This window comes from Streptomyces sp. NPDC002076, from assembly GCF_053593835.1.
Map to the genome: position 1 here is coordinate 41,924 of NZ_JBSFDI010000039.1, position 12,877 is coordinate 54,800.

A 12,877-nucleotide genomic window follows, 5' to 3' on the forward strand; every position below is an offset into this window, starting at 1 on the left:
AAAGTCACAACGGCGAATGGGCACCCAACACCGGCACCACTCAACGCCGTAAGGTGACGGACGTGGCTGAACCAACGGACGTGCGTATCGCGCTGTCGACGGCCTCCGTGTACCCGGAGTCCACCGCGACCGCCTTCGAGATCGCCGCGCGCCTCGGCTACGACGGCGTCGAGGTCATGGTGTGGACCGACCCGGTCAGCCAGGACATAGAGGCGCTGCGCCGCCTGTCGGACTACCACGGCATCCCGATCCTGGCCGTCCACGCCCCCTGCCTGCTGATCACCCAGCGGGTCTGGTCGACGGACCCCTGGGTCAAGCTCCAGCGGGCCCGGGCGGCCGCCGAGAAACTGGGTGCCTCCACCGTCGTCGTACACCCGCCCTTCCGCTGGCAGCGGCAGTACGCGCGCGACTTCGTCGACGGGATCTGGCGGATGGCGGACGAGACGGACGTACGCTTCGCCGTCGAGAACATGTACCCGTGGCGCTACCGCGACCGCGAGATGCTCGCCTACGCCCCCGACTGGGACGTCACCCAGCACGACTACCGGCACTTCACGATCGACCTCAGCCACACGGCGACGGCCCGCACGGACGCCCTGGAGATGGCCGGCCGCATGGGCGACCGCCTCGGCCACGTCCATCTCGCCGACGGCCGGGGCTCGGCCAAGGACGAGCACATGGTGCCGGGCCGCGGCACCCAGCCCTGCGCCGAGCTGCTGGAGCACCTGGCCGTCTCCCGGTTCGACGGCCATGTGGTCATCGAGGTCAACACCCGGCGGGCGATGTCCAGCGCCGAGCGCGAGGCCGACCTCGCCGAGGCCCTGGCCTTCACCCGCAAGCACCTGACGTCCGCGGTACGGGTGCCTCGGCGATGAACGACCACGAGCAGTCCCCCCGCAGAAGAGGCAGGCCGCCGCGCACGGAATCCGCCGACACCCGCGACCGCATCCTCTCCGCCGCTCGCGAGGAGTTCTCCGAGCGCGGCTACGAGAAGGCGTCCGTGCGCGGTATCGCCAAGGCGGCCGGTGTCGACTCCGCGCTGGTCCACCACTACTTCGGCACCAAGGAGCAGGTCTTCGAGGCGGCGATCGCGGTGGCCTTCGCGCCCGCGCTGAACGCCCCCGAGGCGGTGGCCGCCGGTCCCGTGGAAGCGGTGGGGGAGCGGCTGACCCGTTTCATCTTCGGCGTCTGGGAGAACCCCACGACCCGTTCACCGGTCCTCGCGATCGTCCGGTCCGCCCTGAACAACGAGACCGCCGCCGCCGTCTTCCGCCGGCTCATCGCCTCCCAGCTGCTGCGCCGCGTCGCCGCCCAGGTGGACCTGCCGGACGCCGAGCTGCGCGCCGAGCTGGCCGCCGCGCAACTGGTGGGTACGGCGATGATGCGGTACGTCGTCAAGCTGGAGCCGCTGGCCTCCGCCGACCTGGAGCAGATCATCGCGCGTGTGGCACCGGTCGTACAGCACCATCTGACCAGCGCCTGAGCCGCACACCGGGGTCCGTACCGGCGAGATGGGCGTCCCGCATTCCGGACAGCCGTGTCCAGCGTTTGGAGCACCGGCGTACGCTCGGAGACAACCAGAAATGTCTGGCAGATCTTCGAAGGAGCGAGCGACGATGCCCGAGCTGAGGTCCCGCACAGTCACCCACGGCCGCAACATGGCGGGCGCCCGCGCCCTTATGCGCGCCTCCGGTGTACCTGGTGCGGACATCGGCCGGAAGCCCGTCATCGCCGTCGCCAACTCCTTCACCGAGTTCGTGCCGGGCCACACCCATCTGCAGCCGGTCGGCCGGATCGTCAGCGAGGCGATCAAGGAGGCGGGCGGCATCCCGCGCGAGTTCAACACGATCGCCGTGGACGACGGCATCGCGATGGGCCACGGCGGCATGCTGTACTCCCTGCCCTCCCGCGACCTGATCGCGGACTCGGTGGAGTACATGGTCGAGGCCCACTGCGCCGACGCCCTGGTCTGCATCTCCAACTGCGACAAGATCACCCCGGGCATGCTGCTGGCGGCCCTGCGCCTGAACATCCCGACGGTCTTCGTCTCCGGCGGCCCGATGGAGTCCGGCCGCGCCACCCTGGTCGACGGCACGGTCCGCACGCTCGACCTGGTCGACGCGATCTCCGACGCCGTCAACGACAAGATCTCCGACGAGGACATCCTCCGGATCGAGGAGAACGCCTGTCCGACCTGCGGCAGCTGTTCCGGCATGTTCACCGCCAACTCGATGAACTGTCTGACCGAGGCCATCGGCCTGTCCCTGCCCGGCAACGGCTCGGTCCTCGCCACCCACACCGCGCGCAAGCAGCTCTACGTCGACGCGGCCGGCACGGTCATGGACCTCACCCGCCGCTACTACGAGCAGGACGACGACACGGTCCTCCCGCTGAACATCGCCACCTTCCAGGCCTTTGAGAACGCCATGGCCCTGGACATCGCGATGGGCGGCTCCACCAACACGATCCTGCACCTGCTGGCCGCCGCCCAGGAGGCCGGCGTCCCCTTCGGCCTGGAGCAGATCGACGCCGTCTCCCGCCGGGTGCCGTGCCTGGCGAAGGTGGCGCCCAACGTGGCGAAGAACCGCACGTACTACATGGAGGACGTGCACCGCGCCGGCGGCATCCCGGCCCTGCTGGGCGAACTCCACCGCGCGGGCCTGCTCAACGAGGACGTGCACGCCGTCCACAGTCCGTCCCTGGCCGACTGGCTGAAGACCTGGGACGTCCGTGGCGGCAGCCCGTCCCCGGAGGCGGTGGAGCTGTGGCACGCGGCCCCGGGCTGCGTCCGCTCCGCCGAGGCCTTCTCCCAGTCCGAGCGCTGGGAGGCGCTGGACGAGGACGCGGAGGGCGGCTGCATCCGCTCCGTCGAGCACGCGTACTCCAAGGACGGCGGCCTCGCGGTCCTCAAGGGCAACCTGGCCGTCGACGGCTGCGTGGTGAAGACGGCCGGCGTGGACGAGTCGATCTGGACCTTCGAGGGCCCGGCGGTCGTCTGCGAGTCCCAGGAGGAGGCCGTCCAGCGCATCCTCACCCACGAGGTCAAGGACGGCGACGTCGTCGTCATCCGCTACGAGGGCCCCAAGGGCGGCCCCGGCATGCAGGAGATGCTCTACCCGACCTCGTACCTGAAGGGCCGCGGCCTGGGCAAGACCTGCGCCCTGATCACCGACGGCCGCTTCTCCGGCGGCACCTCGGGCCTGTCCATCGGCCACGCCTCCCCCGAGGCGGCCTCCGGCGGCACCATCGCCCTCGTCCAGGACGGCGACCGCATCCGCATCGACATCCCGAACCGCACGATCGAGCTCCTGGTCGACGAGGCCGAACTCGCCCGCCGAGAGCAGTCCCTGAACGGCGTCTACGCCCCGAAGAACCGCGACCGCAAGGTCTCCGCGGCGCTGCGGGCCTACGCCGCGATGGCCACCAGCGCCGACAAGGGCGCGGTGCGGGACGTGACCAAGCTGGGCTGAGACCCGTACGACCGGCAGGGGCCGCCTCCCGCGCGGGGGCGGCCCCTTCGCATGTCACCAAGTCTTCGGGTCGCGTCCGTCACCAGGTCTTCGGGTCGCGTCCGTCCACGGCGAAGACGGTTCCGTCGGGGGAGGCGGCGTAGACATGCGTGCCGATGAGCAGCGGGCTGGGCAGGGCGGCCGAGACCTCGCCCGCGTTCGCACCGAGCCGCGGCGATGTCTGTCCCACCAGGCTTCCGTCGCGTGCGTCGACGGCGAGCAGGCGCCCGTCGGGAGCGGTGAAGTAGACGTGGTCGGCGGAGGCGACCGGCGCCGAACCGCGGCTCACCGACGTTTCCGTGTGCCACAGCCGCTTACCCGTGCCGAGGTCGACCGCGTCCAGTGACCCGCCGGTCGCCAGCAGCTGCACGACATTGCCGCGTACGTCGGCGTGGGGTGCCGTGAGCGGGAAGGACAGGGCGACGCGGCGTACGGCCTTCACGGCCGGTGTGTACCGGACGACAGCCTTCGCGTCCCCCGAGACGGGGTCGAGGGACAGCAGGAACAGGGAATGGCCCTGGCTGCCGATGGGCCGCAGCAGGCCCTTCAGCCGCGCTTCCCACCGCACCGCACCGGTGCGCGGTTCCAGGGCGGTGACCAGCGTGTCCGCCCCTTGCGCCGAGGCGCCGGTGGCATAGGCCAGCGGATCGCCGTCGTAGGAGGCCAGAAGAGGGGTCGTACTCCCGGACACCCGGCGATGCCACTTGATCTCTCCCGATTTCCCGGCCACCCCGGTGACCGCACCGTCCGTGCCGGTGACCAGGAGCATGGACCCGGTGAACCGTATCCCCGTGTTCGCGGGCATGGCCCGTTGCCAGCGCGGCCTGCCCGAGGCGGGATCGAGCGCCACGACTCGCCGGCCGCCGTCCGTGGGCAGCAACAGGAGGCCGCCCGAGAGAGCGGGAGCGTCGCTCGTCCGTTCCTCGGCGACCGGCCGCCGCCACAGGAGGGAGCCGTTCGTGGGATCGAGGGCGAACGCCAGGCCGGAACGGAAGCAGAGCAACCTCCCGGCCCCGTGGACGCATTGAGGCATCCCCGAGCCCTTCCCGACGGGCTTGGCGCGCCATGCGGCGAATCCGGCAGCGGTGGTGGGGGCGCTGGTCTCCTTGGCCGCGGGACCACCGTCGTCGCCGGCGCGCAGCAGGCCGGTGAGCACACCACCCAGGGCAAGGGCAAGGACGAGCGCCCCGGCGCCGAGAGCCGTGCGCTTGGCGAAGCGCCTGCGGGAGCCGGGCACCGGCTCGGCGCCGGAGGGTTCGTCAGTCGGCGCGTCGTCCCCGGTGCGCTGCGCCGGTATGAACGCCTGCGTGTCGTACGACGCCGCCACCGACCGCAGCTCACGCATCAGCTCGTCGGGAGTGGGCCGGTCCTCGGGCTCCTTGGCGAGACACCGCAGCACCAGCGGGGCGAGACTCTCCGGCACCCCGGTCAGATCCGGCTCGTCGTGCACCACCTGGTACGCGACGACATAGGGGCTGTCGGAGTCGAACGGCCCCCGCCCGGTCGCCGCGTGCACCATCACCGACCCGAGGGCGAAGATGTCGGCCGCCGGCCCCACTTCCCGGGGCCGCCGGAACTGCTCCGGTGCCATGAACGGCGGCGTGCCGATCAACTTGCCGGTCTCGGTGCGCAGTTCACTGTCCTTCGGCCGGGAGATGCCGAAGTCGATGACCTTCGGCCCGTCCTCGGCCAGCAGCACATTGCTCGGCTTGAGATCCCGGTGCACGACCCCCACCCGATGGATGTCGCGCAACGCCTCGGCGAGCCCGGCCATGAGCCGCCGCAACTGGGCCGCCGGCATCGGCCCGTTCCGCTTCACATACTCCGAGAGAGTCGGACCGGGGATGAACAGCGTGGCCATCCAGGGCCGTTCGGCCTCCGGATCGGCATCGACGACGGGCGCGGTGAAGGCGCCGCTCACCCTCCGGGCCGCCGCCACCTCCTGCCGGAAACGGCCTCTGAACTCGCGGTCTCTCGCGAACTCGGCGTGTACGACCTTCACGGCGAGCCTCAGTCCAGAGGTGCTGCGGGCCAGATGCACCACGCCCATGCCCCCGGACCCCAGACAGGACTCCAGGTGGTAGTGACCGGCGTATTCGGGAAGTTCCGCTTCCGCGCCCGCTCCGGTGCTGCGCTGTGGCGTCATGGACCACCCCCGTGCTGTTCGTCCGCGCGCGCGACGCACGGAGCCTAGTCGATGACTCGTGCGAGACAGAGGCGGCTTGCTAGCCTTCGCGCGCGAGTTACGCACACGTGTTTCAGAACACGATTCGAGGGAACCAACGGGCCCCAGCACAGTCGTGGGGCCGAGCGGGGGAGGTCTGTCATGTCTGTCGAGCACACGGAAGCCGCGAGCGGCGGCGAGAGCGAGTCTTTCACCACGGAGTCGGGTGTCCACACGTACCCGGTCGCGCCGGGTGTCCGCCTGAACGTCCGCAGCGGACCGGGCACCAACTACAGCATCGTCCGGGTCCTCACCGAGGGGATCCGGGTACCGATCTTCTGCCAGACCCCGGGCACGACCGTGACGGGGCCCTATGGCACGTCGAACATCTGGGACAACATCGACAGCGGCGAGTACGTGTCCGACGCCTACGTCCAGACCGGCAGCGACGGCTACATCGCCCCGCGCTGCGCCTGAGACGCATCATCACTGAGAGGACGAGGGCAGAGAGGGCTTCACTCACGCGCAGGACCGCCGTACTCGCCGCCGCGGGAGCCTTTCTCACGGTGATCGGTTCGGCGGCCTCGGCGTCCGCCCTGGACCTCCGCTACTACCCGGTCGCCCCGGGTGTCCGCCTGAACGTCCGCAGCGGCCCCGGCACCAGCTACAACATCGTGCGCGTCCTGGCCGAGGGAGCGCAGGTCCCGATCTTCTGCCAGACCCCGGGCACGACGGTGACCGGCCCGTACGGCACGTCGAACATCTGGGACAACGTCGACAACGGCGAGTTCGTCTCGGACGCCTACGTCCAGACCGGCAGCGACGGCTACATCGCCCCGCGCTGCGGCTGACCCCCCTCCGGGAGCCCGCCGCCACCCGGCGCCATAATCGTTCCGTGAGCGACGAAACCGGTACCCCGGACACCCCGGCGGGCTCCTCGGACGGTACGGCCCTGGGCGGCGGGCCCCGCCCCGAGCCCCTCCGCTTCTTCGGCACCACCTGGGTGAACCACGACAACGGCTACGCGGCCCGCCGCGCCGGCGTCGCCGTCGGCTCCCTCGCCGCGGCCGTCGCCTCCTGCCTGGTCCTCCGCTTCGCATACGAGGGCATCCGGATCGCCGACACCGGCTCCTTCGTCACCGTGCTGATCATCGCCATGTTCGCGATCTGCAGCGCGCTCGCCTTCCGCAACACCTGGGAAGGCTTCGGCAAGCGCCACGACCCACAGCGCCAGGCCTCCCTGCGCGGCCTGCTCGCCATCGGCTTCGTCGGCTCCCTCCTCGCCTACTTCTTCCGCTCCCTCACCGAGGCCCCGGGCGAGAAGCTGCACCGTGAGGAGTACGAGAAGGCCCGCGAGGACCACGCCCGCCGCACCACCCGCCGCACCGGCAACCCGTCGAAGAAGAAGCGCCGCCGGTGACGTGAGCCTCCGGCGGTTGGCAGGGGGCTGGTGGCAGGGGCTTGCGCTGGTCAGATGGGTGGTCAGGTGAGGGGGCGCCGTTGATGTCTGCTCTTGGTGGTCAGTAGGGGCTGGCGGCAGGGGGCTTGGGTGGGCAGCGGATGCGTCGCCGGTGAGGCTTGCTGGCCGTGGTTGCTTGGTGCGGTTGGAAGTGGGTGCTGGCGACAGGGTCCGCGGTGGGCGGATGACGGGGCGCCGGTGATGCCTGCTCCCCGTGGTCCCCAGGGGCGCTGGCTCCAACGGCTCGTGGTGGTCAGATGAGGGGACGCCGGTGATGTCTGCTCTTGGTGGTCAGTAGGGGCTGGCGGCGGGGGGCTTGGGTGGGCAGCGGATGCGTCGCCGGTGAGGCTTGCTGGCCGTGGTTGCTTGGTGCGGTTGGAAGTGGGTGCTGGCGACGGGGTCCGCGGTGGGCGGATGAAGGGGCGCCGGTGATGCCTGCTCCCCATGGTCTCCAGGGCACTGACACCAAGGGCTCGCAGTAGTCAGACGAGGGGGTCGCCGGTGATGCCTGCCCCCGTGGCCACCGGGGCGCTGGCGGCAGGGGCCGGCGGTGGACGGCGGATGCGCCGCCGGTGATGCCTCGTACCCGTGGTCGGACTGCTCCGAAAAGCCGCTGACGTCACGTTCCCGCCGCCCCACCATGGTCGTATGACCGTGACACAACCGCCCGCACCCCCGCCCTCGCCCGCGGCCCGCGCGCGCTCCTTCGACTCGGCTGCCGCCCAGTACGCCGCGAACCGCCCCTCCTACCCGCCCGCCCTCTTCGACGCCGTCGAGGAACTGGCCGGCCGGTCGCTGTCCGGTTCCAGGGTCGTGGACGTCGGGGCCGGTACCGGTATCGGGACCGCCCTCCTGCAGGCCCGCGGCGCCGACGTGCTCGCCGTCGAACCCGGTGAGGGCATGGCCGCCGAGTTCCGCCGCGTGCTGCCGCATCTCCCGATCGTCCGCGGCAACGGCAACGCCCTTCCCATCGCCGACGCCCACGCCGACTTCATCACCTACGCCCAGGCCTGGCACTGGACCGACACCGCCCACTCGGTGCCGGAAGCGCTGCGGGTGCTGCGGCCGGGCGGTGCGCTGGCGCTGTGGTGGAACCGCGACGCCTTGGACGTGGAGTGGATCGCCGAGGCAGCCCACCGTATCGGCCGCTTCCTCGGTGTGGACGTCGCCGCCGAGAAGCGGAAAGCCAGCCGCACGGAACTGGCCGACCCCAGCGGCCGCCTCCGCTTCAGCCGCCGGGAGGTCCGCTGGAGCCGCCGCGTCACGATCGACACCCACCTCGCGAACATCGGCAGCCACTCGGCGCTCCTCCTCACGCCCGAGGCCCGCAGGACCGCCTTCCTGGAAGAGGAGCGCGCCCACCTGTTGAAGACCTTCCCCGACGGCATGGTCGAGGAGACCTACGACGTGCTTCTGCTCGTCGCCACCAAATCCTGATCAGCGAACAGACATCAGCGAAGAAACATCAGCGAAGAGGCGTCGCCCGGAGCGGCGGCCGGGCTCGTCCCGGCCGCCGCTTGCGCATCTGTGACCGGCCGGCCCCTTGACGCACGGACCCATCCGCGAACATTATTCATCGCATGATGAATTACGTGCCGGACCCACCGAGCCAGGCCTCCACCCCAGCGGTCCAGGCCCACGACCTCACCGCCGTCCGCGGCCCCCGCACCGTCCTCCACCATCTCGACTTCACGGTCCCCCGCGGCCAGGTCACCGGCCTGCTCGGCCCCTCCGGCTGCGGCAAGTCGACCCTCATGCGCTCGATCGTGGGCACCCAGGCCAAGGTCACCGGCACCCTTCAGGTCCTCGGCCATCCGGCCGGCCACCCCGCCCTGCGCACGCGCATCGGCTACGTCACCCAGGACGCCTCCGTCTACGACGACCTGACCGTCCGGCAGAACCTGGAGTACTTCGCCGCGATCCTCGACCCCGGCCGCGCAGCCGCCGAACGCCGCCACGAGCACGTCACCCGGGCCATCACCGACGTCGACCTCACCAGCCACGCCGACGCCCTCGCCGGCAACCTCTCCGGCGGCCAGCGCAACCGGGTCTCACTGGCCGTGGCCCTGCTCGGCGCCCCCGAACTCCTCGTCCTGGACGAACCCACCGTCGGCCTCGACCCCGTACTGCGCCGCGACCTGTGGCGCCTCTTCCACGACATCGCCGCCACCCGCGGCGCCACCCTCCTCGTCTCCTCCCACGTCATGGACGAGGCCGAGCGCTGCCACCGCCTCCTCCTCATGCGCGAGGGCGAGATCCTCGCGGACGACTCCCCGGACGCCCTGCGCACCCGCACCGGCAGCGACACCGTCGAGGCCGCCTTCCTCCACCTCGTCGACGAGGCCGCCGCGGCAGCCCGACCCAAGGAGAGCACCCGATGAGCACGATCAGCACGACGAGCACCACGACCGCCCCGGCCCCGACCGGCGTCATCAACGCGGGCCGCACCACCGCCACCGCCGCCCGGGTCCTGCGCCAACTCCGCCACGACCCGCGCACCATCGCGCTGATGATCCTCATCCCATGCCTGATGCTGATCCTGCTGCGCTATGTCTTCGACGCCAGCCCGCGCACCTTCGACAACATCGGCGCATCCCTGCTCGGCATCTTCCCGCTGATCACGATGTTCCTGGTCACCTCCATCGCCACCCTGCGCGAACGCACCTCCGGCACCCTCGAACGCCTCCTGGCGATGCCCCTCGGCAAGGCCGACCTCATCGCCGGCTACGCCCTCGCCTTCGGCGCGATCGCCATCGTCCAGTCCGCCCTCGCCACCGGACTGGCCGTGTGGGTGCTCGGTCTCGACGTCACCGGCTCACCTTGGCTGCTCCTCCTCGTCGCCCTCCTCGACGCCCTGCTCGGCACGGCCCTCGGCCTCTTCGTCTCCGCCTTCGCCGCCTCGGAGTTCCAGGCGGTCCAGTTCATGCCGGCGGTGATCTTCCCCCAGCTCCTCCTCTGCGGCCTGTTCACTCCCCGGTCCGACATGCAGCCCGTCCTCACGGGCATCTCCGACGTCCTGCCGATGTCCTACGCCGTCGACGGCATGAACCAGGTCCTGCACCACACCGACATGACCGCGACCTTCGTCCGGGACGTCCTGATCGTGGCCGGCTGCGCGCTGCTGGTCCTGGTACTGGGCGCGGCCACCCTCCGGCGCCGCACGGCCTGACCGCCCTTCGCCGATCCCACGGCGCCGGACGGCCGCACTGCGCCCGTGTTCCGCCTGCCGGACAACCCCCGCACCCTCACGGCCCGGTGCGAGGATGACCCCATGAGCCAGAAAGTCGCAGTCCTCGGCACCGGCAAGATCGGCGAAGCCCTGCTCAGCGGAATGATCCGGGCCGGCTGGGCCCCCGCCGACCTCCTGGTCACCGCCCGCCGCCCGGAACGCGCCGAAGAACTCCGCACCCGCTATGGAGTCAGCCCGGTCACCAACACCGAGGCCGCCAAGACCGCCGACACCCTCATCCTCACGGTCAAGCCGCAGGACATGGGCACCCTCCTGGACGAGCTCGCCCCGCACGTCCCCGCCGACCGCCTGGTCATCAGCGGCGCCGCAGGTATCCCCACCTCCTTCTTCGAGGAGCGCCTGACCGCAGGCACCCCGGTCGTCCGCGTCATGACCAACACCCCCGCCCTCGTCGACGAGGCCATGTCGGTCATCTCCGCCGGCAGCCACGCCACCGAGCAGCACCTCGCGCACGCCGAGGAGATCTTCGGTGCCGTGGGCAAGACACTCCGCGTCCCCGAAACCCAGCAGGACGCCTGCACCGCCCTGTCCGGCTCCGGACCCGCGTACTTCTTCTACCTGGTCGAGGCCATGACCGACGCCGGCATCCTGCTCGGCCTGCCCCGCGACAAGGCCCACGACCTCATCGTCCAGTCCGCCATCGGCGCCGCCGTGATGCTCCGCGACAGCGGCGAACACCCCGTCAAGCTCCGCGAGAACGTCACCTCCCCGGCCGGTACGACGATCAACGCCATCCGCGAACTGGAGAACCACGGCGTACGAGCCGCCCTCATCGCCGCCCTCGAAGCCGCCCGCGACCGCAGCCGCGAACTCGCCTCCGGCAAGAAGGACTGACCCTGCGCCCGGGGGCGACGGCGCTCACCGGCAGCCGCCCGCCCCCGCACGCACGAGCCGCACGGGCAGGCCCAACGTCCGGCCCTACCGCCCGACCCCGCTCAACGCCGTATCGAACACCGGCGGCAACAGCCCGATCGCCCGGTACGCCGCATCGACGGTCGGCCGGGCCATCGCCCTCGCCTTCTCCGCACCATCCCGCAGCACCCCCTCCACATAGGCAGGATCGGCGCACAGCTCCCTGTGCCTGGCCTGTACGGGCCTGAGGACCTCCACCACCGCTTCCGCGGTGTCCTTCTTCAAGGCGCCGTACGAGTCGTAAACGCCTGCCAGTGACTCAGGGTTCCCGTCCGTGCACGCAGCGAGAATCTCCAGCAGGTTCGAGACCCCCGGCTGCCGCTCGCGGTCGTACTCCACGTCCCGCCCGCTGTCCGTGACGGCCCGCATGACCTTCTTCCGCACGTCGTCCGGCTCGTCCAGCAGATAGACGACCCCCAGCCCCGAGTCGTCCGACTTCCCCATCTTCGACGTCGGGCTCTGCAGATTCATCACCCGCGCCGCCACCGCCGGCCGCGTGGCCCTCGGCACCACGAACGTGTGCCCGAACCGCTGGTTGAACCGCACCGCCAGATCCCGCGCCAGCTCGACATGCTGCACCTGGTCGTCCCCGACCGGGACCTCCTCCGCGCCGTAGCCCAGGATGTCCGCCGCCATCAGCACCGGATACGTCAGCAGGGAGAGCCGCACGGTCCCGCCGCGCTCCCGCACCTTCGCTGTCTTCTCCTTGTACTGGATCATCCGGCGCATCTCACCGTCGGTCGCCACGCACTCCAGCAGATACGACAGCCTCGTGTGCTCGTCGACATGGCTCTGCAGGAACACCGTGCACACCTCGGGATCGAGCCCCGCCGCCAGCATCAACGTCGCCGTCTGCCGACTGAGCCTGAGCAATCGCGCCGGATCCTGGTCCACCGTCAGCGCGTGCAGATCCACGACGCAGAACACCGAGTCGGCCTGGTGCTGATCCGTGTCCACCCAGCGCCGCAGGGCTCCCAGGTAGTTGCCCAGCGTCAGGTGCCCGGTCGGCTGAATCCCGCTGAAGACCCGCTTCATCTCCACTCCACCTCCTGGTCGGGACCGCCGCTCCTGCGGCCGGCCCCCGGAGTCCGGAGGAGATACGAGAACGGCCGCCGAAGCGGCGGCCGTTGGATGCATACGTGAGTACGGCCGCCGTCAGGCGGCCCACCACAGCTGGGTACACGTACGCGTCGTCATGTGGATCAGAGTACGCCTCCGGAGCGCACCAGGGGCAAGAGTTGACACACGCCACGCCGATCCGTAGTGTTCTCCGAGTTGTCCGACGTGAGCGCCGACTCCGGTCGGTCCCCGGACAGCCACTTCGCAAGTACCAACCAGCAATCGACGCTCCGGTGTCGAGTGTTTTGGCATGCGTAATTGCGGAATGAGGAATCCGCGTTCGAAAGGACGCAGCCCCCGATTAGCTCGGGAGCACGGAATCCGCTAAAGTCTCACTCGTCGGAACGGCCCAACGGCCGCGAAGACAAACCCCCTGACTGGGAGTCAGACGCCGAAAGGATCTGATAGAGTCGGAACCGCCGGAAAGGGAAACGCGAGAGCGGGAACCTGGAAAGCACCGAGGA

General features: G+C 70.5%; 12 protein-coding genes. 10 read left to right on the forward strand and 2 right to left on the reverse strand.

Annotated features, from left to right (window positions below; genetic code table 11):
- The first annotated feature begins 53 nt into the window (after positions 1-53).
- The 3 genes from ACWCQS_RS43675 to ilvD all read left to right on the forward strand — a co-directional run bounded on the left by ACWCQS_RS43675 (position 54) and on the right by ilvD (position 3,470).
- Positions 54-875, forward strand: coding sequence for a sugar phosphate isomerase/epimerase family protein (locus tag ACWCQS_RS43675; protein ID WP_451009674.1), 822 nt, complete (start codon positions 54-56; stop codon positions 873-875).
- On the forward strand, positions 872-1,483 hold the full coding sequence (locus ACWCQS_RS43680; protein WP_451009675.1) for a TetR/AcrR family transcriptional regulator: 612 nt from the start codon (positions 872-874) through the stop codon (positions 1,481-1,483). Before ACWCQS_RS43675 ends, ACWCQS_RS43680 begins: the two co-directional genes overlap by 4 nt.
- A gap of 133 nt (positions 1,484-1,616) precedes the next feature.
- A complete protein-coding gene (gene ilvD, locus ACWCQS_RS43685) occupies positions 1,617-3,470 on the forward strand; it encodes a dihydroxy-acid dehydratase (protein WP_451009676.1) in 1,854 nt (617 codons plus the stop codon).
- Between the two features lie 79 nt (positions 3,471-3,549).
- Here ilvD and ACWCQS_RS43690 read toward each other — a convergent pair whose 3' ends face one another.
- Positions 3,550-5,655, reverse strand: coding sequence for a serine/threonine-protein kinase (locus ACWCQS_RS43690; protein ID WP_451009677.1), 2,106 nt, complete (start codon positions 5,653-5,655; stop codon positions 3,550-3,552).
- Between the two features lie 180 nt (positions 5,656-5,835).
- Between ACWCQS_RS43690 and ACWCQS_RS43695 the strand changes: the two genes are divergently transcribed.
- The 7 genes from ACWCQS_RS43695 to proC all read left to right on the forward strand — a co-directional run bounded on the left by ACWCQS_RS43695 (position 5,836) and on the right by proC (position 11,216).
- On the forward strand, positions 5,836-6,150 hold the full coding sequence (locus tag ACWCQS_RS43695) for an SH3 domain-containing protein (protein WP_451009678.1): 315 nt from the start codon (positions 5,836-5,838) through the stop codon (positions 6,148-6,150).
- A gap of 89 nt (positions 6,151-6,239) precedes the next feature.
- Positions 6,240-6,524: an SH3 domain-containing protein gene (locus ACWCQS_RS43700; RefSeq protein WP_451009679.1), complete on the forward strand. Its 285-nt coding sequence runs from the start codon at positions 6,240-6,242 to the stop codon at positions 6,522-6,524.
- A 44-nt stretch (positions 6,525-6,568) separates the two neighbouring features.
- Positions 6,569-7,093: an EamA/RhaT family transporter gene (locus ACWCQS_RS43705; RefSeq protein WP_451009680.1), complete on the forward strand. Its 525-nt coding sequence runs from the start codon at positions 6,569-6,571 to the stop codon at positions 7,091-7,093.
- A gap of 687 nt (positions 7,094-7,780) precedes the next feature.
- Positions 7,781-8,569 (forward strand): class I SAM-dependent methyltransferase, encoded by a 789-nt coding sequence (locus ACWCQS_RS43710; protein ID WP_451009681.1) that lies wholly within the window; start codon positions 7,781-7,783, stop codon positions 8,567-8,569.
- 143 nt (positions 8,570-8,712) lie between these two features.
- On the forward strand, positions 8,713-9,513 hold the full coding sequence (locus tag ACWCQS_RS43715) for an ABC transporter ATP-binding protein (RefSeq protein WP_451009682.1): 801 nt from the start codon (positions 8,713-8,715) through the stop codon (positions 9,511-9,513).
- Complete coding sequence (locus ACWCQS_RS43720; RefSeq protein ID WP_451009683.1) at positions 9,510-10,301, forward strand: ABC transporter permease; 792 nt, start codon at positions 9,510-9,512, stop codon at positions 10,299-10,301. Before ACWCQS_RS43715 ends, ACWCQS_RS43720 begins: the two co-directional genes overlap by 4 nt.
- A 102-nt stretch (positions 10,302-10,403) precedes the next feature.
- Positions 10,404-11,216 carry a pyrroline-5-carboxylate reductase gene (gene proC / locus ACWCQS_RS43725; protein WP_388636303.1) on the forward strand — a complete coding sequence of 271 codons (813 nt, stop codon included), beginning with the start codon at positions 10,404-10,406 and terminating at the stop codon, positions 11,214-11,216.
- Between the two features lie 84 nt (positions 11,217-11,300).
- On the opposite strand, the gene trpS is transcribed toward proC, so the two are convergent.
- Positions 11,301-12,329, reverse strand: a complete 1,029-nt coding sequence (trpS, locus tag ACWCQS_RS43730) for a tryptophan--tRNA ligase (protein ID WP_451009687.1) — start codon at positions 12,327-12,329, stop codon at positions 11,301-11,303.
- Positions 12,330-12,877 lie beyond the last annotated feature (548 nt).